Origin of the sequence: Kribbella sp. NPDC004875, assembly GCF_042873375.1 — a bacterium.
In the GTDB taxonomy this organism is placed as follows: domain Bacteria; phylum Actinomycetota; class Actinomycetes; order Propionibacteriales; family Kribbellaceae; genus Kribbella.
This window is the reverse complement of sequence record NZ_JBIALI010000003.1, coordinates 176,646-201,811: the sequence shown is the minus strand read 5'-3', so window position 1 is coordinate 201,811 and position 25,166 is coordinate 176,646. Positions and strand designations below refer to the sequence as shown.

Sequence of the window (25,166 nt, the reverse complement as noted above, 5' to 3'; positions counted from 1 at the left end):
TGCGTTGAGTATGGCTAGAGCGATGTATTGCGTCAACCCTATGGATCTGCTCTACTGACCGAGCATTGATCAAATGAATCTGAAGCATCTGCCTGTGACGGGTACAGCTCTTTCCGACCTGAAGGACGACATGCGAATCACAGACGTGACCCTTGACCTGGTCGACCTGCCGGCGCAGCCGCCGTTTCGGTGGCGTGCAGGACTCCCCGGGTCGGAGGGACCGGTCGTCGGCGGCATCCTGCGGATCCACACCGACGAGGGACTGACGGGCGAGGCGCGAACCCGCCGTGGGCGTATCGTGTCCGACCTCGTCGACCGCCGCATCCGCGCCGATCTGATCGGTGCGGATCCGCTCTGGCGGGAGCTCCTGTGGCATCGCCTGTGGGAGCTGGACCGGATCGAGGAACTACCGATCTACGCCCTCGGCCTGGTCGACGTCGCCCTGTGGGACCTGGCCGGAAAGGCCGCCGGCCTCCCGGTTCATCAACTGCTCGGCGCCTTCCGCGACGCCATCCCGGCGTACGCGAGCACCGTGACGTTCTCGTCGGTGGAGGAGTACCTCGACGTCGCCGACCAGTGCCTCGAGGCCGGGTACCAGGCGATCAAGCTGCATGCCTGGGGCGATGCGCGCGCCGACGCCGACCTGTGCCAGAAGCTGCGCGCCCATGTCGGCGACGACGTCCCGCTGATGTACGACGGCTCCGCCGGCTTCGATCTCACCGATGCGGTGTACGTCGGGAGAGCCCTCTCGCAGCTCGGTTACACCTGGTACGAGGAGCCGATGCGGGAGTTCGGCGTGACGGCGTACCGGCGTCTCGCCGAGCGTGTCGACGTACCGCTGCTGGTCGCCGAGACCTCCGACGGCGCGCACATGAACGTCGCGGACTTCATCACCGCCGGTACGGCGGGATACGTGCGGACCAGTGCGCAGTACAAGGGCGGCATCACCGGCGCGATGCGGATCGCGCACCTCGCCGACAGCTTTCAGCTGCGCGCCGAGGTGCACGGCTCGGACATCGTCAACGCCCACTTGTGCATGGCGATACCGAACACCTCGTACTACGAGTCGCTCGTCCACACGAACCCGATCGTCCGCGAACCGGCCGTCGGACCGGATGGCCTCGTCCGCGCTCCCACCGCGCCCGGCATCGGCTACGAGTGAGCGCGTAGTTCGGCCTTCACCAGCTCTCATCGCCGTCAATTCGAAGGAGTTTGCGTGAAAAGATTACGGAGGATCCGGTACGGCGTTCTCGTGGCCGTGACCGCGCTGGGTCTCGCGACCGGCAGCAGCGTGCTGGCCCAGCCGCAGGCGCGGGCGGCGCAGACGGGAGGAACGGCGCCGTACCTGAACCAGTGGGTGGTGTCCGGGCCCTACGCCGTCGCGGAGGCGATCGGTAAGGACACGTCCGGTTGGCAGTACTTCGACGACCGGATCTTCAACCGGAACTACGACGACTACAACGACTTGATGGGCTACTTCGACGTCAAGCAGGGGCAGCCCACGGTCGACAAGTGGGTCGGGGCCGCCAGCTACGTCTTCAGCCCCACGGCACAGACCGTGCAATGGCAGGTCGGCGGATCGGGCCTGTACCGGCTGTTCGCCAACGAAGCTCCGGTCGGGCAGCAGACCCAGATCCCGAGCCGGGTCAGCAAATCCGGCACGAAGTACCCAGTGCAGTTGAACCAGGGCTGGAACAAGCTGGTCATCGAGATCCAGCACAAGAACCCCGGCAAGAACAAGAACTTCCTTGGCTTCTACGCGAGGATCGGCGACGGCGCCGGCAACGCCGTACCCGGCCTGACCTACTCGGTGACCGGGCCGAACGCGGCCGGTGACCAGCTCAGCATCGTCACGAGGGGCCTGAGCGTCGATCGGCAGGCCTTCGCCGCACGCAACGCCGATACGCCGGCCAATGACTATCCGTCCAACATGCTGCCGTACGCCTACGACGAGAACCCGTACGTCGGCATGGTCGCGACGATCGACGGCAACCGGAACACCTCGAGCATCGCCCCGCAGGCGGCTCCGTTCACGTTCCAGGCAGCCGGCGGGAGCCCGGGGTACTCGTGGGCGATCGTCGCCGGCCAATTGCCGCCCGGCCTGACCCTCGCGGTGGACGGTCACATCGACGGCAAGGTCTCGGACGGCGCCAACGGGGCAGCGCAGAAGGACTACACCTTCACCGTGAAGGCGACGGACGCAGCCGGCGCCACGACCACGAAGCCGTACACGATCACGGTCAAGAAGAACCCTGTCGACTGGTTCATCGACGGCAAGATGTCGGCCCTGTCGCACACCACGGGCACGATGCCGAACCTCTACGACCCGAACTTCAACTACGATGAGTGGGCGCAGACCGCCAAAGAGATGGGCATGACCATGCTCTCGACGGAGAGCCTGCAGAACACCATCTACTACTGGCCGTCGCCGAACGCGAACCTGACGCCGGACAACTCCAACAAGCTGTACAAGTACAACGCCCTCTACAAGTCCCCGGACGGCAGCTGGCACGTCAAGGACCGCGTGCTCCAGGCCAAGCAGGCCGCCGAACGCTACGGCCTGAAGTTCGGCGTCTACGTGTCATCGTTGTACGAGGGATCCCAGATCCTCGAGAGCGACATCCAGAACCTGGTCGCGCGCTACGACCCCTGGTACGTCTTCGCCGACGGCGGACCCGAGAGCTACTCCAACCCGGACGTCGCCTGGAGCTCCGCACGGAACTACAACGACCGCGTACTGATCGACGCCAACCCGAACGCACAGACCGGCGACCAGGACATCACGCTGCACGAGCGCCCGTTCTGGAACAGCGAGCCGTACACCGACGGCGGCTGGATCAACGGGATCAAGCCGCAGGGCCGGAAGGTCGCGCACGAGGAGTGGAACGATCCGTACACGACCGCGCTCGACGTATGGACGCAGTACGCCGGAGGCAACGAGCGCGACGACTGGGCCGAGGCGACCAAGGAACTGATCAACCAGTACGGCCACGGCTACGTGATGAACTACGACTCGTCCATCACCGTGAGCCGCGGCATGGACAACCTGAGCAGCAACCTCGACAACACCAACATCTTCTCGATGGTGCCGGTGTCGTCGCAGCAGCTGTCGGACATGCGGTCGTCGATCGTGAAATGGATGGACAACGGGCGCGGACCCGATCTGCGCGAGTCGATGTACGGCACCACGCCGTACACGCTGGACTACACTCTCAAGCCCGGCTGGTACGCCGACCCGCAGAAGGCGATCGCCCACGGTCAAGGCCCGGACTGGGGCTACGCGATGTCCCGTGACCAGTACGTGTACCTGCACATGGTCAAGAACCAGATCCAGGGGACAGCGAAGACGGGCTTCACCGGGCAGCCGGCGATGAACCACATCGGCCCGTTCGACTACCCGGTCCAGCAGGTGCAGTGGCTGAACAAGGCCAGGTCGCTCCCGTTCACCACAGAGACGTCGAACGGGAAGTACTACGTCACGATCGACACCTCCGATGTCACGGCCGATCCGATCGACACCATCCTCAAGGTTCAGACCGCCGACCCGGTCCGGACTTACAAGATGACGAGCGTCAAGCTCTTCAGCAGCCAGACCGATCCGACCAGCCTCCAGTTGCGGGCTGAGAGCTACATGAACAACTACACCAACGTTTTCGCGCCCGCGAAGCTCAAGTACACGAGCAGCAACCCGCAGGTCGCGACAGTAGGCGCGGCGACCGGGGTGGTCCGGCCGACCGGCGACGGTACAGCGACGATCACCGTGACGGCGACGTACGACGACGGCGTCAACCGCCCGCAGGTCCTGACGGACACCTACCCGGTCGAGGTTCGGAACCGGGCGATCTCCGCTGCTCTTCCACTGGTCGGCGTGAACCTGCTGACGAACGGCGCGCAGTTCTGGGGGCAGTTCGGCACCGACAAGGACGTCCCAGTGGCGTTCAAGGGTTATACCCGCAAGGGCGGCGACGTCGACGTTCTCGACCCGGCGACGGTGAAGTTCCATTACGCGACGGTGGACGGTCGGCGGGACAATTCGACGGGCAGAGTCACGGTCACGGAGATCCCCGCCGACCAGTCACCCTTCGTTGTCGAGGGCAAGAAGATGCGCTTCACCGGAAAGGTGTCCGCGCCGACGACGTACAGCTACTGGGCCGATCTCACGGTGGACGGGAGGACCTACACCTCGACGCGGAACTTCGTCACACTGCTCCCGGACTCGGATGTGGCGGCCGGCATCACGCCGAAGGTGACCACCGACAACGCGCACGCCAAGCTGCTGTCCGACGGCGTGATCAACGACGCGACTGGCGGCAATCTGGCCAAATGGTCGGCGCCGGCCGGTGACGAGAACGCTGCGATCACCTACGACCTCGGCAAGATGCAGGACCTGTCCCGGGTGAACGTCTACTTCAACCATCACATGCCGAACGCCGACACCGTCACGTACGACAACGTGCCGAAGAAGGTGAAGATCGAGTACAGCGAGGACGGCGAGCACTGGACCGCCGGCAACGAGACGAACACGGTGTCCGGCCGCGGCCTGCCGACCGCCCGCAACACGCTCGCCGTTCCGGGCAGTGACACGACGCTGTACGGCTGGGAGCAGGACGGTCTGTACTACAACTACCCGGTCGATCCCACCAAGCCCAGCGTGCACGCCCGCTATGTCAGGGTCTCGTTCCCCGGCGGCGGGCAAGGTGGCAGTCCGGTCGACGTACTGGACGTCCGGGCGTACTCACTGCGGGACCTCACCGCCCTCGGCAGCATCAAGGTCCAGCCTCAGGCCGGGACGGACGGCCGTACGGCGACGATCGAGGTCAAGGGCTCGTCCTTCCTCGGAGCACCTCTAGACCTACGAGGCGCTGACCTGAACGTCTCCAGCGACAACCCGGCCGTCGTGGCTGTGGGTGCCGATCGGGTTCTGTCGTCCGGTACGGCCGGGAGGGCGCGGATCATGGTCTCGGCCGAGCTGGGCGGGTACCAGGCCGACGACTATTTCTACGTCGATGTGGATGCGTCGGGGCGGATGTCGTTCCCAGCCTTCCTAAAGCAGGTGACGCTTGCGCTGAGCAACAGCTCGGTGAAGGTGAACGAGCCGACGGTCGCCACGATCCAAGGAACCCTCAACACCGGCGAGACGGCGAACCTGTCGCACGCCACGACCGAGTACGTCCTCAGCGACAGCCGGCTCCAAGCGGTGCCGGGCAGTCACACGATCGTGCTGAAGGATCCGATCGCGAGCGCGTTCCAGGCCACGGCGAAGGCAGTGGTGACGCTGGACGGCGTACCGGTCGAGTCGAACGTGGTCGCGCTCGCGGCGCTGGCTGACAACATCGCGATCTCGGCAACCGTCACCGTCTCCTCCGTCCGCGACCGCAACGGCGTACCGGACGGCAACAACCAGGACGACCGATACCTGGGGCCGAAGGCGACGGACGGAACCAACGCGACGTCCTGGGCGGCTAAGCAGGCCGATCGCAGCCCGTGGATCAAGCTGCAGTTCCCGGCTCCGGTCACGATCGACCACGTCAACCTCGTCGACCGCGGCCATGACGTCAACCAGATCGTGGAAGGCATCCTCGAATGGGACGGCGGCAGCAAGCGGGTGACCGGCATCCAGTGGGACGGCCAGCCGGACAACATCGTGAAGTTCGACGCTCCGGTGACGACGGGTTGGGTCAAGTTCACGCTTGATCCCGACAACGCCTACGACAACCCGAGCGGTGCGGAATGCGGGCTGGCCGAGTTCGGTGTGTACACGGTTCCGAAGGCGAAGGCGATCGTGGATTTCAAGCCGGTCGCGGTCGACACCAGGCCCGGCGTGCTTCCGGTGCTGCCGGCCCAAACCGACGCGGTCTCCAGCGATGGCTCCGTCGCACCGGTCGACGTGGCCTGGGACCCAGTCGCCCCGGACAAGGTGACCAAGCCGGGCTGGTTCGTCGTCACCGGCACCGTCGCGGGAACGCCGGTGAAACCAACCGCTGTCGTCACCGTCCTGGACCACTGACCCGTCACGACGCAACACAGCGAAGCGCGTGTACTGCCGGCGACGGCAGTACACGCGCTTCACTCAAGTAGCCCACCGATCAGACGTCCGCGGGACTGAGCGATACGACGGTGCCGGTGCGGCGGGCTTCCTCGGCGGCGAACACCACGCGGTGGCTGGCCATGCTCTCGGTGATGCTCGTGCTGAGTTGGCCGGGGGAGTCGTCCCGCAGCGCGGCGACGAAGGTCTCGACCAGCTGCCGGTCGCCGCCGCCGTGACCCGCTGCCGCGTCGAAGCCGAGTTCGTCGGTGTCGTACACCGTGGTCTTGAGCGTGCGGAAGTCGTAAACGCTGATCATCCGACCGTCGCCGGTGATCTGTCCGGCAGTGCCGAACAGCCGGGTCTTGCGGTTACTGCCTTCGGTGAAGGCCGAGAGGCTGAAGCTCGCGAGACGTCCGTCGCCGAACTCGAGCTGCACGGTCTGGTGGTCGACCACGTCGTTGTCGCAGAGGTACGCACACCGCCCCCACGGTCCGCTCTCCAGGGCGCGGTCGATCGCTTCCGGCGTCACCTCACCCGCCATGACCAGGGCGTTGTACTCCTCGGCGGAGCCGGGGTTGTTCAGACCGCTGCGATAGAACCGCACCGCGGAGTACGCGCAGGAGGACTCCACTGCACAGGTCACGCAGCGTTCGGACGCGCGGGACGGCCGCGATTCTGGGCGGAAGTACCCGAGTGAGCCGAAGGACGTCACCCGTTGCACCGGGCGTCCCATGATGTGCAGCAGCCAGTCGATGTCGTGGCACGACTTCGCCAGCAGCAAGCTGTGGCTGGTGGCGGAGCGGGCCCAGTTCCCGCGCACGAACGAGTGCGCGAAGTGGAGATGACCGATCGGCTCGAGATGCTCGATCTGCATGACCTCGCCGATCGCGCCGGCATCGAGGAGCTGACGCAACTTCTTCGTGTACGTCGTGTACCGCAGCACATGGCACACGGTGATGCTGACGCCGTTCGCCTTCGCGGCATTCTCGATGTCGTCGCAGTCCTCGGGGCTGGTCGCGATCGGCTTCTCCAGGAGGATGTCGTATCCGGCCTCGGCGAAGGCCACGCTCGCGTCGCGGTGATACTCGTCGGGCAGCGCCACGACGACCGCATCGGCGAGACGCGGCAGCGCGGCGACGTCGCGCCAGTCGTCGAACACTCGCGCATCCGGGAACAGGCCGGCGAAGCGGGCGAGCGTCGTCGGGTTCCGGTCTGCGACCGCGACGACCTCGACGCCCGGAAGCGCGGCAGCCTCCGCCGCGTACGCATGCCCACGCATTCCGGCGCCGACGACGGCCAGGCGGATGTCCCGCGTGCCGTGCACGACAGCGTCATCCCTTTGCTGCACCACTGAGCAGTCCCTTCACGAAGTACTTCTGCAAGAAGACGAACAGGATGACGATCGGGATCGTCGCGAGCACCATGTAGGCGAACACGGCTCCGTAGTTCGACACGTGTTCGCTGATCTGGCGGTACATGCCGACCGTGACCGTGCTTCCGCTCGCCGGTCCGAGAATGATCAGCGGAGTGATGAAGTCGTTCCACAGCCCGACCGCGAGGAAGATGACGACGCTCGCTCCGGCCGGCCGCAGCAGGGGAAACACGATCGCCCAGAACGTGCGGACAGGACCCGCGCCGTCGATGGCGGCAGCCTCCTCGATGCCCTTCGGGATGGTCCGCATGAAGCCGGTGAAGACCAGTACTCCGAACGGCAGGTTTCCCGCGACGTACACGATGATCAGGCCGAACACCGAGCCGATCAGCCCGAAGTCCCGCAGCATCCGCAGCAGCGGCAGCAGTGTCGTCGCCTGGGGGATCATCAGCCCGAGCGGGATGGTGATCCAGAGCAGCTTCGCGAACCAGCTCGACGAACGCACCATGTAGTGCGCCATCATCGCGGCGACGACTGTGGAGACCAGGGTGCCGATCACGGTGATCTGGATGCTGTTGAGCAGGCCGGTCCAGAACAGCGCGTCGGGACGCGTGAACACGTCGACGAAGTTCTGCACCGTGAGCGGCAGTACCGGAAGCCCGGGGTACTTGTAGATGTCGTCCTGCGTCTTGAACGCGTTCAGGACGACGAGGTAGATCGGGTAGATGAAGATCGCGGTCACGACCAGTGCGATCCCCGTGTGGACCGGTCCGGCGCTGCTCGCCTCCACACTGCGCCGACGATGCGTGCGGCGACGAGCGCGACCCGTGGTGTCTTCGGTGGTGTCTTCGATGACATCGGTCGACTCCGCGGTGATCACAGGTCCACCTCCCGCTTGCGCATGAGCCGGATCGAGAACAGTGAGATCACGGCGATGATGAGGAACATCACGGCGGCCTTGGCGGCGGCGTACCCCACAGCTCCTGCATCGAGGCCGGTGTGTACGACGTCGAACGCGAGGGTCGATGTGGTGCCGACGCCAGGCCCGCCGTTGGTCATCACCTTCACCTGGTCGTAGATCTTGAAGCCGCCGATCATCGACAGCACCGTCATGATCGTGACCGAGGGTGCCAGTAGCGGCCACGTCACGGCCCTGAATTGGCGCACCTGGCCGGCGCCGTCGATCGATGCCGCTTCGAGGAGCTCCTTGGGAACGCTCTGCAGACCCGCGAGGTACAGCACCACGCACACACCGACGGACTGCCACGCGACGATGGCGCCCACGCTGTAGAGCGCGAGGGAGGGGTCGGACAGCCAGCCGGGTGGGTGCGGCACGAAGGAGTGCAGGGCGGAGTTGACCAGGCCGTCGTCCTTCAGCAGCAGTTGCCAGATCACCGCCACGACGACGGACGACAGGATGACGGGCACGAAGAACACGGCTCGCATCGCGTTGAAGACCCATCCGCTGCGGTCGAGGAGAAGCGCGATCCCGAGTCCGAGTGCGTTCGGCACGACGATGCAGATGACGGTGAGGATCACGGTGTTGCCCAAGGTCTGGAGGTACGCCGGATCGGAGAACAGCCGCGCGTAGTTCTCGAACCAGACGAACGAGGTGCTGACCCGATAGGCGTCCTCGTTCGTCAGGCTCGACCCGAACGCGACCAGCAGCGGCCAGAGCACGAGCACCGTGTAGAGGGCGGTACCGGGCAGTGCGAACAAGAGGAAGTGGAGTGGATTGCGCAGGATCCTCCTGCGCTTCGTGTGCGCGTTCATGGCCTCTTCGCCTACTTCTGCGCGGCGGTGTACTGCTCGTCGAGGTACGTCGCGAACTTCTCGGGCGTTGTCTTGCCCGTCAGAAGGTCGACGCCGGCCGCGATCAGCTTGTCGTTGAAGCCCGGCGGGAGGGCGCCGTCGCCGGTGATGTTGCCCCAGGCCGGGACGGTCGCCTTCTCGGAGACGGCCGCGTCGTAGCCGGCCGCCATCTCCTTGTAGAGCGCACCCACACCGGCCGGGATCGCGTAGTCCTTCACCGTCACGATCGCACCGTCGGTGATCACGGAGGAGTCGAGATTTTCCTTGTCGGTCGCGAACGCCAGGGCCCACTTCTTGGCGAGATCGACGTTCTTCGACTTCGCGTTCACGTTCATGCCCGCGCCCGTGACGACCGGGTACGCCGACTTGCCGCTGTCGCCGGGCCAGCCGAACACGCCGATGTTGGTCAGCTTCTTGCCGTCAGCCGCGGCGGTGAACCACGATCCCATCGGATACATCGCCGCCTTGCCGGCGAGGAACGCCTGCTCGAGGTCGGCGTAGGTTCGGGTCATGCCGTTCGGATCGGCGAACCCGTCCTTCACGATCTTCGCGACCTTCGCCGCCGCGCCGACGAACTCCGGGTCGCTGAACTTCACGTCGCCCTTCTCGCGCTTGAGGAACCATGCGGGATCGGCGACCTGGACGTCGGCCGACACGGTGGCGTTCAGCGCGAACGAAGTCGCCCAGGTGTCCTTTCCACCACCGCCGATCTCGAACGGGGCAATACCGGCGGCCTTCAGCTTCGCGCAGTCCTCGAGTAGCTCCGCGTAGGTCTTCGGCGGTGCGCTGATGCCCGCCTTCTTGAACAGGTCCTTGTTGTAGTAGACGAGCGGAATCGCCTGCGCGCCGGTGGGGATGCCGTAGAACTTGCCGTTGATGGTGCCGGAGGTGAAGTCGGTGATGCCGGCGGCCGTCAGTTCGTCGCGGCTGTACTCGGCGAGTTCGCCCTTCTGTGCGAGGCCGTTCGCGATACCGGCGGCGAAGATATCGGGCGCCTGACCCGACGCGAACAGCTGCTGTGCGTACGCCGGTGTGTTCTCGCCGACGACTTTCTTGATCTTGACGCCCGGGACCGCCTTCGACGCCCGGGCGATCGCGGCGTCCCAGTACTGCGGGGTCAGGTTCGGGGACTCCGAGACGAGGAAGGTCAGAGTGACCTCGTCGCCGGAATCGGACGAGGCGGGTGCGCCGGCCGTGCAGCCGGTGAGCGCGAGAGCAGCTGCGGCCAGGGCTCCCAGGACCAGGGACCGCGTTGTACGCCGTTGTGTACGCACGGATGTCTCATTTCTCGAGTCGGGATCGCGGCGATTATCCAAAAAAGTTTAATAATCCGCGGTTGAGGTAGTCTGGCAACGGGCTCAGGTACTGTCAACCCTTCGGTCTTTCCCTTATCCTGGGGCGGAGCGTGAGCGTCCAAGCGATTAAGAAATGAGATTGTGTATGTCGGTCAAGGGTGCCGGTGGCGGGCACGCGGGGGACCCCTCCGCGTTGCGGAAGCTGAATGTGGCCGCGGTGTTGCGGCTGCTCTACGCCGCGCAGGCGAGCGGCGCAGCCCGCTCGGGCGAGGTCACGGCGAACGACCGATACACGGTGACCGAGATCGCGCAGACGGTTGGCATCTCACGTCCGACCGCCGAGGACGTGGTGGACGCTCTGGTCGAGCACGGGTGGCTGGTGGCCGCGGCCCCGAGTCCGGCGGTGCCCGGCCGTCGTTCGGCCGGCCGGCCCGCCCGGACGATTGCGTTCGACTCGCAGGCCGGCTGTGTGGTCGGCGTCGACCTCGCCCGGCATTGGGTGCGAGCACTCGTCGCGGATCTGGCCGGACGAGTGATCGGGCGTGCGGACTATCCCGTGGCCGACGGCGCGAGCGCCGCGGAGCGCAGCGCTGCTGCACGCACGGCGATCACGGAAGCGCTGCGCCTGGCCGATCGGGACCCTGCGCAGATCGTCGCCGCGGCCGCGGCGACGGTCGGCATCGCGCGCCCCGATGGTCAGGTGGTGCGCTCCACCATCCCGCAGATGGAGGGGCACAGCATCGGCGAGTTGCTGGGTGCGTTCCTCCCGGTCCCCGTCCGTGTGGCGAACGACATGCGCGCCGCTGTCCTCGCCGAGTACTGGGCCGGCGCGGCGGTGGGCTGCAGCAGTGCCGTGTATCTCCATGTGGGTCGACGGATCGGATCGTCGTACCTCATCGACGGTGTCTCACCACTGGGGCATCACGGCGCCGCGGGGGAGATTCCGCCGGAGTCCGGCCGCCAGTTGGTCGATGCCTACCGCAAGCTCGTGAGCTTCACCGGCGTCGGAGTCGATACGTTACCGCGTGACGAAATGCTCGGGATCGATCCGCTGACGGTCTTCGAGGCGGCACAGCGAGGAGAGACCGACGCCCGCCAGGCGGTCGTCGACTTCGCGGATGAGTTCGCCGCAGCCACCGAAGGGCTCGTGATCACCGTCGACCCCGAAGTGGTGGTCGTCGGCGGTGGCGTGATCGTCGCCGGCGACATCGCGGCGGACGCGATCCGCTCCAGACTCGCCCGAGTGTGCATGTTCGAACCCCGCGTCGTCGTCTCACCCCTCGGCGAGAGCGCCGCAGCTCTGGGAGCGGTGCGTCTCGCACTGAGCGAGGTCGAGGAGATCCTGTTCACGAATCCCTTCGACCGTGGGCAGACCGCTGAGGAGGCCGGATAATCGCTTCTGCCGCATGCGTTGCCACCGCCGGCGCGTGGTCGAGGCCTCGATGGATGAGCGTCAGCGATGGCCGGACGTAGATGCTGCGGCTGCGCGGTACTTTCGGTGGGAGTTGCTCGGGCTACAAGTGGTTGGCCATGAGCACCGGCGTACGGCGCCCTTCACGAGGTGCCGCATCTCCGAGGGGTGCCCAGGGGTGTACGGCGGCGGCCCTCGCGGCCACGCGTCGAGCCATCGGGCGCTCGACCGGAGCGAGTTGCCGGCGTCGACCAGGAAAGTTCAGTCGGTCAGCCACTGACCCAGGGTGGGAGCGGTGCGTTCCGCGACCTTGGCGACGAACTCGGCCGGCCATTCGACGCCGGTTCGTTCACACAGGAGGCGCGCGGCTGGCGCGAAGTGCTGAGCGCAGTACCGGTGGACGTCGATGGTTGATGCTTCGGTGGCCTCGATGGCGGGCATTTGGGTGATGACCGAATAGTGGTTTTCGGGCAACAGCCGCCGCAAGTACAGCGCGCCGCCGCGGTCCTCGACGGCGACAAGCTCCTGGAACGCCTGGATGAGCATCGAGCGCAGCAGACCGGACCCGGATGCGCCGACGGCGAAGTCGGCTCTGCCGAGGACGATCGGCAGCATCGACAGCACGCGGAAGAACTCCGGAACGAGCCGACGTACCACGACCGGCGACGGCTCGGTCAAAGGCAGTCGCTCAGGCAGCCGCTTATAGACACCTGTGCGGTCGAACAAGACCTTGACCGTGCTCTGCGAGCGATGTCCGATGCCGGCCTCGGTCGTGGCCATCACGTCGTACCGGACGAAGTCGTCGGTGATCTGGTTGAAGAGTCTGGTGGTGCCGAAGTCCAGAGCAGCCTCGTAGATGAGCGGAATCACCGAGTCGCAAATCGCGGCCCATCGCTCGGCGAATTGGTCCAACGCGCCGTCCGCGACGATGACGAGGAAGTCCACGTCGCTGTAATCGTCGTCCGCGTCGCGTCCGATGCTGCCGGTCAGAAGCAAGGCGTCAACGTCCTTGTCGTCGGCAAGCACCCGATGGACGCCCTCGATGATCTCGCGCTGCCCGTCAGCCACCATCGACTCACTCTACCGTCGTCCAGCAATTGCCCGGTGCTCCACGCCTGAGCGGACGAGACTTTGCGCGCGTAGCCCGGCTGGGACCGATGGTTTTCGGTACAGATAAGAACTCGCTGTGCCTTCCGGCGCCGGAGTGCGCGACGACGCCTCGAAGGCGGCCGGCTTCGAGGTCGTCCAGGTCGACTATGTCGTCGGCGGAACGAAGTACCGGGCGACAGCGTCGATCGCTCTTGAACTCAAGGACAAATGCTTCTAGTCGCGCGCGCCGCGTCACGGCTCGAGGAGGCCTGCGCGGATGGCGTAGCGGGTGAGGTCGAGGCGGTCGCGGAGTCCGAGCTTCTGGAGCATGTTCGAGCGGTGGCGCTCGACGGTCTTGACGCTGATCGTCAGGAGTTCGGCGATCTCCTTCGACGAGTTGCCCTCCGCAACCAGTTTGAGCACCTCTTCCTCGCGTGCTGTGAGGATCTGCTGGGGCACGTCGACGCCCTGACGGACGCGGTCCAGGTAGCTGCGCACCAACGCGGTCACGGCGCCGGCGTAGAGGAACGGCTCCCCGCGCATCGTTGCCCGGCAGGCTTCCACCAGGTCGCGGTCGAGGACTGATTTGAGGACGTACCCCGATGCGCCGGCCTTCAGCGCCTGGAAGAAGTACTGTTCGTTGTCGTACATCGTCAGCATCAGCACCCGCAGGTCGGGGCGTACGACGGACAGCTCACGGGCCGCCTGGAGCCCGGTCATCCGCGGCATCGCGATGTCGAGGATCGCCAGGTCGACCGGCTGGCTACGGGCGAGCGACACGGCCTCACTGCCGTCAGATGCCTCCGCGACGACCTCCAGATCGGGCTCGCGGTCGAGTATCAGCCGGATCCCGCGGCGTACCAGTGCGTGATCGTCGGCGAGAAGAATCTTGGTGGGCTGCATCTCAGGCTTCACTTCCGTGCACGGGTACTGTCAGGCTGACCTCTGTCCCGCCGTTCGGCGCAGTGGCGAGCTCGAGGGACGCTCCGATCAGAAGGGCACGTTCGCGCATCCCGCGAAGGCCGGCGCCTTCGTGTGCCAGGCCGATCCCGCGCCCGTCGTCCTTGACCCGCAGTACGACGACGCCATCGTGACCGGTGAGGTACAGATCGATGCGTTCGGCGGCGGCATGCCTGGCGACGTTCGTCATGCTCTCCTGCGCGACCCGGTAGAGGACCAACTCAGTCTGCTCGTCCAGCCTCGGTAGGCCGGCTTCCAAGTGCCGGCGGATGAGCAGACCGGTGTGGTCGGACAGTTCGGTCGTCAGGGCAGTGAGTGCGCTGACCAGTCCGAGATCTTCGAGTACGCCGGGCCGCAGGCGGTGGGCGAGTCGGCGTACCTCATCGAGGCTGGATCGGGTGGTCTCCTGAGCCTGTGTGAGTTCGACACGCAGAGCATGATCGACCGACAGGTCCGCCGCGCGCTTGAGGTCGAGGAGTACGGCGGTGAGGCTCTGGCCGACCTCGTCATGAAGCTCCCGGGCGATCCGCCGACGTTCGGACTCCTGGGCCGACAGGGCCCGGGCGGCGCTGGTGGCTCGCTCACGCTCCAGCCGCTCGATCATGGCGTTGAACGCGCGGAGCAGGTTGGGTACTCCGCCGTGGCCGCTCACGGAGAGGCGCTGACCGGGGCGGAGAAGGTCCACCGTTGACATCTGACGGGTCAGCCGCGCGAGCGGGGCGAGTCCGATCCGCAGTAGCGCCGCGTTCGCGACGAGCATGACCGCCAGGCCACCGATCAGAACGGTGGCCTCGGTGAGCAGAACCGGGACAGAAACCGTTACGGGCGCCCACAGGAGCAACGCGGTCGCCGCTCCGAGCACGATGGCGTTCAGCACGAAGATCCGCCAGAACAACGACACCGCCAGGATCCTCTCTTCTTGACCAACAGCCTCCACTATCTCGCGAGTCCGTCGAGTCTGCTGCCCACGCCGTCAGGATGCTCCCTCGCCGCCAGGATGTCGATCGGTGCTGACACCCATCTGAGGACCAGAGGCAAAGATGGGTGCTGGTCCCGATGGGAAATGCGAGCGCCAGTGGCGATGGTGGAGCCATGAACCCACCACGGACGGTCTCCAGCAGCGGCGGTTCGGCCGGTCAGCCCGGCCTGGCGCGCAAGCACGAGATCCTGCAGAGGCTGCAGCACGAGCGAAACACCCGGCTCGCCCAGGTGACAGCCATGGAATCGGACAAGCCCAACGCGAACCAGGACCTGGTGACCGCGCAGACCACGGCGATCCGGATGGTTCTGGCCGAGATCGAGGCAGCCGTGGCCCGCGTGCACGACGGCACGTACGGCGTTTGTCACCGCTGCGAGGGGCGGATCCCGGTTGGGCGGTTGGAGATCTTGCCCTACGTGCGTTACTGCGTGCGCTGCCAGCAGTTGGCACTCTGACGTCGGCGAACGATCGAGGAATCGAGCCCATGACGAGCGATGCGGGCACTGTCATCAACGCCGGACTGTCTCGGCAGGAGCTGGCGACCCTGCGGGTGACCCTACTCGAGCAGCGAGCCTTCCGCCGGGAACAGTTGAGCGCCATCCGCCGGTCGGCCCGGCCGCAGCAGCCGAGCGGTGGTCCGGGATCGGCGCTGGGCGAGGTACAGGACCTTCTTACTGTTGCGGCGCGGCTGGTCCTGGCGGACGTCGAAGCCGCTCTCGACCGGATGAATACCGGCCACTACGGCCGGTGCCACGGATGTCGTGGTTTCGTTGACGTACAACGGCTGCGGATCTGCCCACAGTGCCTGTACTGCGGCGAATGTCACCGACTGCGGGAATCCGGTCGGTGACTTCGTTGCCCGCCGTCGTTCGGTCGCGGCGGTTGAACGAGCTGGCCAGACGGACTGCCGCCGCGGGCATTGCCATCGATGTGGGCAGCGCACGGACCAGGGCTTGGACGCCGGAGCACGGTGTGGTGGTCGATGCGCCAACGGTGGCCCGCGGTGGGACGAGGAAGCCGGTGCACCGAGGCAAGATCATCGACGCATCTGCGATGGCAGACGTTCTCGGCAACCTGGTCTGTCCGCGAGCGGGTGGACGCGGGCGCCGTACTGTTGTGGCGACGGTCCCGGTTGCCTGCGACGAAGATGATCGCCTCGAACTCCTCTCCGTACTGGAAGTCCTCGACCCCGAAACCGTCATGACGATCACCAGCGTCAAGGCCGCCGCGCTGGGTGCCCGTGCCGACCTGGCGCGGCCGCTCCTGGTCGTGGACGTGGGCGCCGAGCTGACTGAGACCGCTCTGCTGGCGAGCGGTGCCTTGAGGAGCGCACGCAGTACGGCGCTGGGGGTCAGCGACCTGGGACGTCATCTTCCGGCGTCACAGCTCATCCAAGAAGTGGCAGAGTCGATCATCGATCTCATGCGCGGAGACGACGGTCCGCAAATGGTCGATGCGCTTGATCGAGGCATACTCCTGACCGGCGGCGGCGCACTCCGTCCGGAAATCACCTTCAAACTCTCGACACAGCTGGGTGCGACCGTCCAACCGGCGCCCGCCCCCCACGTAGCTGCGCTTCGCGGCGCCGGAGCCGTCCTCCAGTCCGCCCGCCGACACCCAGGCGCTGTATGAGTCGGAGCAGCCGTCGTGCCGCTGGTACGACGGCTGGATCGGGCCCGCAGTCGGCTCGCGGTCAGTTGAGCTCAGGTGAACCACGTCCACGGATCGGCGGCTTGGTGTGGTTGCCGGCGGCTAGGCGGTATTCGGTGGGGGAGAGGGTGGTGGCGGCTCGGAAGCGGCGTGAGAAGTTCAGCGGATCGCGGTAGCCGACGCGTACGGCGATCTCCGCGATGGGGAGGTTGGTCACGAGCAACAGCTGGCCCGCGAGGTCCATCCGTTGCTGCTGAACGTGGAGCATGAGACTGGTGCCGAGCTGCGCGCGGGCCAGGTGAGCCAGCCGGGTCGCGGACATGTCGGCGATCCTGGCCAGCGACTGAACGGTGTGCGGCTGATCGAGATGTTCCGCGACATGTTCGACCACTGCCAGCAGCCGTGCGTCCAGCGCGAGCCGGTCCGGGTTCTGCGTGTCGCACCACAACAATGCCTCTTCGACGGCGTTCATCGCGAACTGCGAACTCAACCGCAGTCCGTTGCGCGCGGCTGCGGTCGCGCGATCGAGACTCTGTACGACGCGGTCGCGCACTGCCTGATTGACGCGGAGTTGCCGGAACCCCGGCAGCGGCGACGGCCAGTCCAGCAGCGGCAGCCAGTCCGGGCGTGGATCAAGGTGTGCCCACCGCAACGACCATCGCCGGGCGTCGGGATCAGTGCCGTAGTCGTGTGGGGTGTACGGCTCGACAAGGGTGATCTCGCCCGGGCCCGTACTCAGGTCCTGCCCGCCCGTCAGGCGAAGGCGCCCGCGCCCGGCAGTGGTGACCAGGAGCAGCCAGTCGGTCGTACCGCCGGCACGCACCGTCCGGTAGGTGTCGCTGCCGTCCAGCTGCCCGGCGACCGCTCGGACCCTCGAGGACGCGACCTGTTCGGCACCCGCGGCCGAGACCGAGCGTGACTTGTCCATGACAGGATTGTCCATGGGAACGAGTGTCTGTGCACTGTCGTCGGTGGTCCGTGGTCGGCCATGCTCGGCTCGTGACAGCCACTCATCACGAGCTCGCAGTACCTGCCGACGATCCGGTCGCCCTGCGGCAGCGGTATGCCCGCGACGGTGTTCTGCAGGTCGACAACGTCCTCGGACCTGACGAGATCGACGAGATCCGCTCGGCGTTCATGCACCAGGTGCAGGCGGACCGGGAGGCGCTCGGGGCGATCCAGGAAGTTGCCGAGGGCGATATTCTCGCCCGCTACCCGCGCTTCATGCAGCCGCATCGCCGGCCGGATCTGCTGGTCGGGCAGATCGCCCGGCGCCTGATCACCGATCCGCGAATCTTGGAGGTGGTGACAGCACTGATCGGCCCGGCGTACGGCGCCCAGTCCATGTTCTACTTCAAGCCGCCGACGGCGCGCGGGCAGGCGATGCACCAGGACAACTACTTCCTGCGCTCGCATCCGGAGACCTGCCTCGCGGCCTGGATCGCGGTTGATCGTTGTGACGCCGCCAACGGTGGCCTCGCCGTCGTACCGGGCAGCCACACGATGGAGGTGGTCTGCCCGGAGGAAGCTGACGCCGAGGAGTCGTTCACCCGGGGGCTGGTTCGGCCGCCCGCGGGGATGAGCGCCGTACAGACCGATATGCAGCCTGGAGACGTGCTGTTCTTCCACGGCAGTGCGGTCCACGGGTCGCTTCCGAATACCACCACCGACCGCTTCCGCCGGTCTCTGATCTTTCACTACGTCCCACAGGCGAGCACCGAGATCTCCAAGGGCTACATGCCGCTGATCGCCCCCGACGGACAGGAGATCCGGATCGGTGAGGCCCACGGTGGCGGCCCGTGCGGCGACGGTTGGGAAGGCGCAATGCACTAGGCCACTCGAGAATCCCTCGGGCCGGAGAGCGAACGCCCCGACGCAGCTCAGAATCGAAGGGAAGAGTACATGGCGGCATTGACTCGGAGGAGGCTCCTGACCGGTGCTGCCGGCCTCGGCGCGCTGGTCACCGCGGGAGGCCTGTCGGGGTGCGGATCGCGGACGTCGATCTCGTCCGACCCCAACGAACTCGTGCTCTGGTACTGGAACCGGTCGGCCGATCCGGCGCAGCTTCGGCAGGCTGCCGGACAGATACCAGGAACCGACGGCAAGCGGCTGCGCGCCGACATCATCGGCCAGGACTTCGACACGAAGTTGCGGACGAGCCTCGCGGGCAATGCCTACATCCCGGACATCACGTTCATCAACTCCAACGTCTCGCTCTACTTCCCCGACGAGGAACTGTTCCTGGACCTGAACGAGCTGGGAGCCCAGAAGTACGAGGACTTGTACTTCGACTGGAAGTGGCGCCTGGGACTCACACCGACCAACCGGTTCTGCTTCTTCCCCGGTCCGTGCGGTCCGACCGGTCTCTACTACCGGAAGGACATTTTCGACAAGGCCGGAATCGCCTCCGACCCGGAGGACGTCAGCGCACAGATCAAGACCTGGGACGGTTACATCGAGCTCGGGCAGAAACTGAAGAAGAACGCCGGTTCCTTCCTGAACGTCACCGGCTCCGTCATCTTCGGTCAGTACATCAATGCCAGCGCCGAGCGGTACTTCGACACGGCCGGGAAGCCGCTGTACATGCAGCCGGACAGCACCGTCCGCAAGGCCTGGGACACCGCGGTCAAGGCGATCAAGGCGGGAATCACCGGTAACCAGCAGATCAGCGCCGACCAGAACGCGGCCTGGACGACCGGCAAGACCGCGGGCCACATCGAGGGCAACTGGTGGACGCAGATCCTCACCGAGATCGCACCGCTGACGAAGGGAAAGTGGCGGTTGGCGACGCCGCCGGTACGGGCCGGCAACAGCGGCGGGTCGTTCGTCTGCCTGCCGCGCACCTGCAAGGACCCCGAGGCCGCCTTCAAGTTCATCACCTGGCTGAACAGCCCGGAGAACCAGGCCAGTGCGTTCACGACCATGCAGCTCTTCCCGGCCGCGAAGAAGTCTGCCGGCCTCGGGGTGATGAAGGACAACTCGAAGTTCTTCGGGGACCAGGACACGCTCACGTTCTTCTCGAGGTCCGCCGAGGCGGTTCCCACCGCCTTCATCAGTACCTACGAGGCCCAGGCGCAGTACTTCAGTACCGAGATCGTCAACGTGGAGAGTGCGGGCAAGGATCCCGAGGCGGCCTGGAACGACGCCGTACAGCAGACCAACAAGATGCTCCGCAAGCGGGGTGTCGACGTATGACGACCACCGACACCACCGTCGTACCGGCCGGTGTGAGTGCCGCAGCGGGCACGAAGGGCCTACGGCCCAATCCGTTCAAGAAGTTCTGGCCGCAGTACGTCGCGGTCGCTCCGTTCTACATCCTCTTCCTGGTCTTCGGGCTCTTCCCGCTGCTGTTCTCCGTCTATCTGTCGTTCACCGACTGGGACGGGACGGGCAAGATCAAGTTCGTCGGCCTGACCCAGTACCGGTACCTGGTCAGCGACGACCGGTTCTGGAACGCAGTGGGGAACACCTTCGCGATCTGGTTCATCTCCACGATCCCGACGCTGTTCCTGGCGCTGGTGATCGCGTTCCTGCTGCATCAGAACATCCGGTTCAAGGGTTTCTACCGGGTCGCCTACTTCATTCCGAACGTCACCAGCATGGTCGCGATGGCGATCGTGTTCGGGTCGGTCTTCTCCGACAGCTTCGGCCTGATCAACTCGGCCCTGACTGCCCTGCACCTCGACCAGATTTCCTGGTTGTCCGATCCATGGGGCGTCAAGGTCACCATCGCGGTCATGGTGATCTGGAGGTACACCGGCTACAACGCGATCATCTATCTGGCCGGCCTGCAGGCGATCCCCACCGAGCTGTACGAATCGGCGCGCGTCGACGGCGCGCGGATGTGGCAGATCTTCACGCACGTCACGGTGCCGATGCTTCGCCCGGTGATCCTGTTCACGGTGATCACCTCCACGATCGGAGGTCTGAGTCTCTTCACCGAACCACAGGTGCTGCTCGGTGACACCGGCGGACCCGGCGAGGCTGGCATGACCATCGTGCTCTATCAGTACAACCAGGCGTTCACCCAGTTCGACTTCGGTTACGGCTCGGCGATCGCGTGGGCGTTGTTCATCATCGCCGCGATCTTCGCTGCCATCAACTGGCGGCTGGTCAGCGAACGCGAGGTCGACGGACAGCAGATCTTTCGGAGCCGCCGGCGCAAAGGGGCCGTCAAATGACCACGATCTTCGCCAGGGGAGCGCGGCTGGGCGATCCGACCGGGGCCACCAGCGACGGGGGCCGGCGTCGCGGGATCGTCGGCCGGCTGGTCACCCACGCCTGCATCGTGGTCGGCGTTCTGCTGTCACTCTTCCCGTTCTACTGGTTGCTGATGATGTCGACCCACACCACGGCCGAGATCTTCGGCTATCCGCCGAAGTTGTGGATCGGTGACAGCTTCGGACAGAACCTCCGGGGCGTGGTCGACAACGTCGATCTGCTGCAGGCGCTGTTGATCACGTTCCTGATCTCCGCAGCGGTGGCAGTACTGGTGATGTTCTTCGACTCACTGGCGGCTTACGCCTTTGGGAAGTACGACTTCCCGGGGAAGAACCCGCTGTTCCTGGTGCTTCTCGCCACCTTTCTGGTGCCCGGCAGTCTGTCGTTGGTGCCGAGCTTCGTGCTGATGAGTTGGCTCGGCTGGATCGGCGGCTTCCAGGCACTGATCGTCCCCGGGGCGGCGAACGCGTTCGGCATCTTCCTGCTCCGGCAGTTCGCGCAGACGTCCATCCCGAACGAACTGATCGACGCCGCGCGCGTCGACGGCGCCGGTTTCTTCCGCACGTGGCGAAGCGTCGGCGTCCCGATGATGCGTGGCGGCATCGCGTTCCTGGGCATCTTCACCTTCATCGGCACCTGGAACGACTACGTCTGGCCGTTGATCGTCCTGGTCAATCCGCAGCGGCAGACCCTGCAGGTCGCGTTGTCGACGCTGAACTCGGTCTACCAGATCAATTACGGCATGGTGATGGCCGGCGCCGTGATCAGCGTGGTGCCACTGATCGGGATCTTCATCATCGGCTCCCGGCATTTCATCGCGAACATCGCGGCGGGCGCGCTGAAAGGCTGAACGCATCACCCCGCGGGACCGGCTGCTCTTCGAGTTCAGGGCGTCAGGTGGTTCCGTCTGACGGCTGGTCGTCGGTGCGGCTGGACTTCTCCTCTGGATGCCCGGCGCGGTGTTGCTCCTGATAGAGCTCGAGGCCGAGGTGCCGCAGGATCGCCTGCTCGGGGACGGACGAACCGCCGCCGCGGCGACTGGCAACGGCGCGTTTCGCGTCTCGCTGGACGCGGCCTTTCTCGAGGTCGCTCATGGCCGACTCCTCTCTCGCACTTCCAGCACACGCGCGATCCCGGTGGCGCGACAGGGCACAAGTTCCCGGACCGGGTGGACCGGACGGCCCTGGCGACTGCCGGTCCGGCTTCCGACGATGGAAACGAGGATGGGAGTCCCAGGCGGAAGGACAAGACCATGACCACGAGAATCACGAGCAGGCGCTGGCGGGTCGACGTCTTCGTCGACGAGCACGAGGACGACCGGACCACGCACGCCGAGGCCCGGCTGCACACCAACGACAAGACCCAGCTGGTCGGCCGCGGGGCCGCCCACCGAAACCCCGACGACGCCGCGATCGCCGAGATCGGCGACGAACTGGCTGTGGCGCGGGCGCTGTCCGACCTGGCGCACAATCTGCTCCACGCCGCCGCGTCGGACATCGAAGCAATCACGCATTCCCCCGTCCGCCTGCACGGGTAGTGCCGTGACAAGAAACGTAGCAGCTCAGCGCGTCCCCCCGGTCATCCGACCTCGGAGGCTTTCCCCAGCCAGGCGCCCCGGGCAGGCATTCGAGGGGTTCACCCCTGATGTTGTCCGTGAGCAGTTGGTATGCCGCGTGGGAACGGACCATTTCCGAGGTGAACCACTCAAACGGCGGCACGACGGCGCCCGGTTTGATCGTTGCAGCAGGCAACGTCGCGCGAGCCGGATTTAGGAGAACGAGGGGACGCACAAGTGACGGGAGGCAGTGTGATGAGTACGACGACGTACCCCGTCCGGGTGGACGGGAGGCTCGACGACCGGCTGAACCGGTGGTTGTGGCTGGTGAAATGGCTTTTGGTGCTACCACATCTGTTCGTACTGGTGGCACTGTGGATCGCGTTCGCAGTGCTGAGCTTCGTGGCGTTCTTCGCGATCCTGTTCACCGGGCGCTACCCGCGGAGCATCTTCGACTTCAATGTCGGAGTACTGCGGTGGACGTGGCGAGTGGACTTCTACGCGTACAGCGCGCTCGGCACCGACAAGTACCCGCCGTTCACGTTGCGCGAGGTTCCGACGTACCCGGCGCATCTCGAGGTGGAGTACCCCGAGCACCTGTCCCGCGGACTGGTCCTGGTGAAATGGTGGCTGCTCGCGATCCCGCAGTACATCGTGGTCGGGTTCTTCGTCGGCGGTGGGACCTGGTTCGCGAGCCAGGCGGACAACCGCACCTGGGGCTGGGGCGGCGGCCTCATCGGGCTGCTGGTCCTGATCGCGGCGATCGCGCTGCTGATCACCGGGCGGTACCCGCAGTCGATCTTCGACCTGGTGCTCGGAATGAACCGGTGGGCCTTGCGCGTCGCGGCGTACGCCGGATTGATGGTCGACCAGTACCCACCGTTCCGCCTGGACATGGGCGGTGACGACCCCGGTACGACGAGGTTGCAGGAGCGTCGTCCGGCAGCCGAAGCCGGGACCTTCGGCCCTGCAGACACCCCGGGTGCCGCCGTTGGAATCAGAGCGACGGATACCACCAGTTGAGGGATCGATGAGTTCAGGTGACGGCCATGTTCGAGGTGCGGATCCACGGCCGGGGTGGCCAAGGCGTGGTGACGACGGCCGAGCTGCTGTCGGTCGCGGCCTTCGCGGAAGGACGCGAGGCACAGGCGTTCCCGACCTTCGGGTCGGAACGGACCGGTGCGCCGGTGGTCGGCTTCTGCCGGATCGACAATCGTCCGATCCGCGCCCACGAGCCGATCGCCGAGCCGGATGCGGTGATCGTCCAGGACGCGACGCTGATCCATCACGTGGACGTCTTCGGTGGTCTGCGAGGCGACGGCTACCTGCTGCTGAACACGTCCTGGTCGCTGGCGGAGCTCGGGCTGGATACGTTCGTACGGCGGTTCCGCTCCGAGCGGGTGCTGACGGTGCCGGCGACCGAGCTGGCGTTGACCCATCTGGGTCGCCCGCTGCCCGGCGCCGTACTGCTGGGCGCCTTCGCCGCACTCACCGGGCAGGTGAAGGTCGAGTCGGTGGTCACCGTGGTCCAGGACCGCTTCACCGGTCCGGTCGCGGCCGGCAACGTCGCCGCCGTGCACGCCGCCTACGAGCTGGCTCGCCGCACCCTCGAGGAGGCCGCTGATGCGTTCGCAGATTGAAGGATCACGTGCCGTTGCGCAGACAGTGGGGCGCTGTCGTCCCGAGGTGATCTGCGCCTATCCGATCTCCCCGCAGACGCATATCGTCGAGGCGCTCAGCGTGCTGGTCGCCAACGGCGAACTCGCTCCGTGCGAGTTCGTGAACGTCGAGTCCGAGTTCGCCGCGATGTCGGTCGCGATCGGCGCGTCGGCGACCGGCGCCCGGGCGTACACCGCGACCGCGAGCCAGGGTCTGCTGTACATGACCGAGGCGCTGTTCAACGCGTCCGGACTCGGACTGCCGATCGTGATGACGGTCGCCAACCGGGCCATCGGCGCGCCGATCAACATCTGGAACGACCACAGCGACGCCATGTCGCAGCGCGACTCCGGCTGGATCCAGCTCTATGCCGAGAGCAACCAGGAGGCGGCCGACCTGCACCTGCAAGCGTTCCGGATCGCGGAGGAGCTGTCCTTGCCGGTGATGGTGTGCATGGACGGGTTCGTGCTGACCCATGCCGTCGAGGGCATCGACGTACCGTCGCAGGAGCAGGTGGATGCGTTCCTGCCGGCGTACCAGCCTCGGCAGGTGCTGGATCCGGACCATCCGATGACCATCGGCGCGATGGTCGGGCCCGATGCTTTCACCGAGGTCCGGTACCTCGCCCACGCGCGGCATCGTGACGCGCTGACGGTGATTCCGCGGGTCGCGGACGACTTCGCGCGGGAGTTCTGGCGTAGCTCCGGCGGATTGGTCCGGCCGTACGGGTGCCTGGGCGCGGAGACCGTCGTGGTGGCGCTGGGGTCCGTGCTGGGCACGCTGAAGGACACCGTCGACGAGCTGAGGGTCGAGGGCGAGAGCATCGGCGTGCTGGGGCTGACCACGTTCCGGCCGTTCCCGGCCGAGGCTGTCCGGGCTGCGCTCCGCGGTGCGCAGCGCATCGTCGTACTCGAGCGAGCACTCGCGGTCGGCGTCGGGGGGATCGTGTCGGCGGACGTCCGCGGGAGTTTGCCAGAGGCAACTATATTGACGGTGATCGCCGGGCTCGGCGGGCGGCCGGTGACCAAGGCGTCGCTGCGCGCGATGCTGACCGACGCTGTCGCCGATCGGCTGGAGCCGTTGACTTTCCTGGATCTCAAGCGCGACGTGGTCGAGCACGAGTTGAGCTGAGAGG

Annotated in this window: 24 protein-coding genes; 14 read left to right on the top strand and 10 right to left on the bottom strand. The window is 66.1% G+C overall.

The window, feature by feature from the left end; all coding sequences use genetic code 11:
* The first annotated feature begins 130 nt into the window (after nucleotides 1–130).
* Both ACFYRH_RS18135 and ACFYRH_RS18130 read left to right on the top strand, forming a co-directional pair.
* A complete protein-coding gene (locus ACFYRH_RS18135; protein ID WP_387775854.1) occupies nucleotides 131–1,162 on the top strand; it encodes an enolase C-terminal domain-like protein in 1,032 nt (343 codons plus the stop codon).
* A 54-nt stretch (nucleotides 1,163–1,216) separates the two neighbouring features.
* Nucleotides 1,217–6,007 carry an Ig-like domain-containing protein gene (locus tag ACFYRH_RS18130; protein WP_387775851.1) on the top strand — a complete coding sequence of 1,597 codons (4,791 nt, stop codon included), beginning with the start codon at nucleotides 1,217–1,219 and terminating at the stop codon, nucleotides 6,005–6,007.
* 79 nt (nucleotides 6,008–6,086) lie between these two features.
* Here the strand turns inward: ACFYRH_RS18130 and ACFYRH_RS18125 are convergent, their stop codons facing one another.
* The 4 genes from ACFYRH_RS18125 to ACFYRH_RS18110 are packed head-to-tail and all read right to left on the bottom strand — an operon-like array spanning nucleotide 6,087 to nucleotide 10,486.
* Entirely contained in the window at nucleotides 6,087–7,352 is a 1,266-nt protein-coding gene (locus ACFYRH_RS18125; protein ID WP_387775848.1) for a Gfo/Idh/MocA family protein, read from the bottom strand.
* A gap of 7 nt (nucleotides 7,353–7,359) precedes the next feature.
* Nucleotides 7,360–8,280, bottom strand: a complete 921-nt coding sequence (locus tag ACFYRH_RS18120; RefSeq protein WP_387775845.1) for a carbohydrate ABC transporter permease — start codon at nucleotides 8,278–8,280, stop codon at nucleotides 7,360–7,362.
* Nucleotides 8,277–9,173, bottom strand: coding sequence for a carbohydrate ABC transporter permease (locus tag ACFYRH_RS18115; protein WP_387775842.1), 897 nt, complete (start codon nucleotides 9,171–9,173; stop codon nucleotides 8,277–8,279). Before ACFYRH_RS18115 ends, ACFYRH_RS18120 begins: the two co-directional genes overlap by 4 nt.
* Before the next feature lie 11 nt (nucleotides 9,174–9,184).
* A complete protein-coding gene (locus ACFYRH_RS18110; protein WP_387775839.1) occupies nucleotides 9,185–10,486 on the bottom strand; it encodes an ABC transporter substrate-binding protein in 1,302 nt (433 codons plus the stop codon).
* 166 nt (nucleotides 10,487–10,652) lie between these two features.
* Between ACFYRH_RS18110 and ACFYRH_RS18105 the strand changes: the two genes are divergently transcribed.
* Nucleotides 10,653–11,900 carry an ROK family protein gene (locus ACFYRH_RS18105; RefSeq protein WP_387775836.1) on the top strand — a complete coding sequence of 416 codons (1,248 nt, stop codon included), beginning with the start codon at nucleotides 10,653–10,655 and terminating at the stop codon, nucleotides 11,898–11,900.
* A 279-nt stretch (nucleotides 11,901–12,179) separates the two neighbouring features.
* On the opposite strand, the gene ACFYRH_RS18100 is transcribed toward ACFYRH_RS18105, so the two are convergent.
* Nucleotides 12,180–12,944: a hypothetical protein gene (locus ACFYRH_RS18100; RefSeq protein WP_387775833.1), complete on the bottom strand. Its 765-nt coding sequence runs from the start codon at nucleotides 12,942–12,944 to the stop codon at nucleotides 12,180–12,182.
* 160 nt (nucleotides 12,945–13,104) lie between these two features.
* Here ACFYRH_RS18100 and ACFYRH_RS18095 point away from each other — a divergent pair, with 160 nt between their 5' ends.
* Nucleotides 13,105–13,245 carry a hypothetical protein gene (locus ACFYRH_RS18095; RefSeq protein WP_387775831.1) on the top strand — a complete coding sequence of 47 codons (141 nt, stop codon included), beginning with the start codon at nucleotides 13,105–13,107 and terminating at the stop codon, nucleotides 13,243–13,245.
* A 14-nt stretch (nucleotides 13,246–13,259) separates the two neighbouring features.
* Here the strand turns inward: ACFYRH_RS18095 and ACFYRH_RS18090 are convergent, their stop codons facing one another.
* Entirely contained in the window at nucleotides 13,260–13,910 is a 651-nt protein-coding gene (locus ACFYRH_RS18090) for a response regulator (RefSeq protein WP_387775828.1), read from the bottom strand.
* 1 nt (nucleotide 13,911) lies between these two features.
* A complete protein-coding gene (locus ACFYRH_RS18085) occupies nucleotides 13,912–14,868 on the bottom strand; it encodes a HAMP domain-containing sensor histidine kinase (RefSeq protein ID WP_387775825.1) in 957 nt (318 codons plus the stop codon).
* 191 nt (nucleotides 14,869–15,059) lie between these two features.
* Here ACFYRH_RS18085 and ACFYRH_RS18080 point away from each other — a divergent pair, with 191 nt between their 5' ends.
* Nucleotides 15,060–15,401: a TraR/DksA family transcriptional regulator gene (locus tag ACFYRH_RS18080; RefSeq protein WP_387775822.1), complete on the top strand. Its 342-nt coding sequence runs from the start codon at nucleotides 15,060–15,062 to the stop codon at nucleotides 15,399–15,401.
* A 101-nt stretch (nucleotides 15,402–15,502) separates the two neighbouring features.
* Here ACFYRH_RS18080 and ACFYRH_RS18075 read toward each other — a convergent pair whose 3' ends face one another.
* Complete coding sequence (locus ACFYRH_RS18075) at nucleotides 15,503–15,772, bottom strand: hypothetical protein (protein ID WP_387775819.1); 270 nt, start codon at nucleotides 15,770–15,772, stop codon at nucleotides 15,503–15,505.
* 56 nt (nucleotides 15,773–15,828) lie between these two features.
* Here ACFYRH_RS18075 and ACFYRH_RS18070 point away from each other — a divergent pair, with 56 nt between their 5' ends.
* On the top strand, nucleotides 15,829–16,578 hold the full coding sequence (locus ACFYRH_RS18070) for a rod shape-determining protein (RefSeq protein ID WP_387775817.1): 750 nt from the start codon (nucleotides 15,829–15,831) through the stop codon (nucleotides 16,576–16,578).
* 61 nt (nucleotides 16,579–16,639) lie between these two features.
* Here ACFYRH_RS18070 and ACFYRH_RS18065 read toward each other — a convergent pair whose 3' ends face one another.
* Nucleotides 16,640–17,539: a helix-turn-helix domain-containing protein gene (locus ACFYRH_RS18065; protein ID WP_387775814.1), complete on the bottom strand. Its 900-nt coding sequence runs from the start codon at nucleotides 17,537–17,539 to the stop codon at nucleotides 16,640–16,642.
* A 56-nt stretch (nucleotides 17,540–17,595) separates the two neighbouring features.
* On the opposite strand from ACFYRH_RS18065, the gene ACFYRH_RS18060 reads away from it, so the two are divergent.
* The 4 genes from ACFYRH_RS18060 (at nucleotide 17,596) to ACFYRH_RS18045 (ending at nucleotide 21,667) form a co-directional block, all read left to right on the top strand.
* The gene (locus ACFYRH_RS18060) at nucleotides 17,596–18,429 is read left to right on the top strand and encodes a phytanoyl-CoA dioxygenase family protein (RefSeq protein WP_387775811.1); all 834 of its coding nucleotides are present in this window, start codon (nucleotides 17,596–17,598) and stop codon (nucleotides 18,427–18,429) included.
* A 69-nt stretch (nucleotides 18,430–18,498) separates the two neighbouring features.
* The gene (locus ACFYRH_RS18055) at nucleotides 18,499–19,791 is read left to right on the top strand and encodes an ABC transporter substrate-binding protein (protein WP_387775808.1); all 1,293 of its coding nucleotides are present in this window, start codon (nucleotides 18,499–18,501) and stop codon (nucleotides 19,789–19,791) included.
* On the top strand, nucleotides 19,788–20,777 hold the full coding sequence (locus ACFYRH_RS18050; RefSeq protein ID WP_387775805.1) for a carbohydrate ABC transporter permease: 990 nt from the start codon (nucleotides 19,788–19,790) through the stop codon (nucleotides 20,775–20,777). Before ACFYRH_RS18055 ends, ACFYRH_RS18050 begins: the two co-directional genes overlap by 4 nt.
* On the top strand, nucleotides 20,774–21,667 hold the full coding sequence (locus ACFYRH_RS18045) for a carbohydrate ABC transporter permease (RefSeq protein WP_387775802.1): 894 nt from the start codon (nucleotides 20,774–20,776) through the stop codon (nucleotides 21,665–21,667). Before ACFYRH_RS18050 ends, ACFYRH_RS18045 begins: the two co-directional genes overlap by 4 nt.
* Before the next feature lie 43 nt (nucleotides 21,668–21,710).
* Here ACFYRH_RS18045 and ACFYRH_RS18040 read toward each other — a convergent pair whose 3' ends face one another.
* Nucleotides 21,711–21,911, bottom strand: coding sequence for a hypothetical protein (locus tag ACFYRH_RS18040; RefSeq protein ID WP_387775799.1), 201 nt, complete (start codon nucleotides 21,909–21,911; stop codon nucleotides 21,711–21,713).
* Between the two features lie 158 nt (nucleotides 21,912–22,069).
* Here ACFYRH_RS18040 and ACFYRH_RS18035 point away from each other — a divergent pair, with 158 nt between their 5' ends.
* The 4 genes from ACFYRH_RS18035 to ACFYRH_RS18020 all read left to right on the top strand — a co-directional run bounded on the left by ACFYRH_RS18035 (nucleotide 22,070) and on the right by ACFYRH_RS18020 (nucleotide 25,162).
* Nucleotides 22,070–22,354: a DUF1876 domain-containing protein gene (locus tag ACFYRH_RS18035; RefSeq protein WP_387775796.1), complete on the top strand. Its 285-nt coding sequence runs from the start codon at nucleotides 22,070–22,072 to the stop codon at nucleotides 22,352–22,354.
* Between the two features lie 273 nt (nucleotides 22,355–22,627).
* Nucleotides 22,628–23,395: a DUF4389 domain-containing protein gene (locus ACFYRH_RS18030; RefSeq protein ID WP_387775793.1), complete on the top strand. Its 768-nt coding sequence runs from the start codon at nucleotides 22,628–22,630 to the stop codon at nucleotides 23,393–23,395.
* A gap of 26 nt (nucleotides 23,396–23,421) precedes the next feature.
* Complete coding sequence (locus tag ACFYRH_RS18025; RefSeq protein WP_387775790.1) at nucleotides 23,422–24,012, top strand: 2-oxoacid:acceptor oxidoreductase family protein; 591 nt, start codon at nucleotides 23,422–23,424, stop codon at nucleotides 24,010–24,012.
* Nucleotides 23,996–25,162: a transketolase C-terminal domain-containing protein gene (locus ACFYRH_RS18020; RefSeq protein WP_387775787.1), complete on the top strand. Its 1,167-nt coding sequence runs from the start codon at nucleotides 23,996–23,998 to the stop codon at nucleotides 25,160–25,162. Before ACFYRH_RS18025 ends, ACFYRH_RS18020 begins: the two co-directional genes overlap by 17 nt.
* Nucleotides 25,163–25,166 lie beyond the last annotated feature (4 nt).

Bases quoted from the DNA above. Each gene is read 5' to 3' on its own strand.
- ACFYRH_RS18055 (WP_387775808.1), top strand. From the start codon at position 18,499: ATGGCGGCATTGACTCGGAGGAGGCTCCTGACCGGTGCTGCCGGCCTC.
- ACFYRH_RS18050 (WP_387775805.1), top strand. From the start codon at position 19,788: ATGACGACCACCGACACCACCGTCGTACCGGCCGGTGTGAGTGCCGCA.
- ACFYRH_RS18025 (WP_387775790.1), top strand. From the start codon at position 23,422: ATGTTCGAGGTGCGGATCCACGGCCGGGGTGGCCAAGGCGTGGTGACG.
- ACFYRH_RS18020 (WP_387775787.1), top strand. From the start codon at position 23,996: ATGCGTTCGCAGATTGAAGGATCACGTGCCGTTGCGCAGACAGTGGGG.
- ACFYRH_RS18105 (WP_387775836.1), top strand. From the start codon at position 10,653: ATGTCGGTCAAGGGTGCCGGTGGCGGGCACGCGGGGGACCCCTCCGCG.
- ACFYRH_RS18135 (WP_387775854.1), top strand. From the start codon at position 131: ATGCGAATCACAGACGTGACCCTTGACCTGGTCGACCTGCCGGCGCAG.
- ACFYRH_RS18045 (WP_387775802.1), top strand. From the start codon at position 20,774: ATGACCACGATCTTCGCCAGGGGAGCGCGGCTGGGCGATCCGACCGGG.
- ACFYRH_RS18040 (WP_387775799.1), bottom strand. From the start codon at position 21,911: ATGAGCGACCTCGAGAAAGGCCGCGTCCAGCGAGACGCGAAACGCGCC.
- ACFYRH_RS18115 (WP_387775842.1), bottom strand. From the start codon at position 9,173: ATGAACGCGCACACGAAGCGCAGGAGGATCCTGCGCAATCCACTCCAC.
- ACFYRH_RS18080 (WP_387775822.1), top strand. From the start codon at position 15,060: ATGAACCCACCACGGACGGTCTCCAGCAGCGGCGGTTCGGCCGGTCAG.
- ACFYRH_RS18035 (WP_387775796.1), top strand. From the start codon at position 22,070: ATGACCACGAGAATCACGAGCAGGCGCTGGCGGGTCGACGTCTTCGTC.
- ACFYRH_RS18030 (WP_387775793.1), top strand. From the start codon at position 22,628: ATGAGTACGACGACGTACCCCGTCCGGGTGGACGGGAGGCTCGACGAC.
- ACFYRH_RS18065 (WP_387775814.1), bottom strand. From the start codon at position 17,539: ATGGACAATCCTGTCATGGACAAGTCACGCTCGGTCTCGGCCGCGGGT.
- ACFYRH_RS18090 (WP_387775828.1), bottom strand. From the start codon at position 13,910: ATGCAGCCCACCAAGATTCTTCTCGCCGACGATCACGCACTGGTACGC.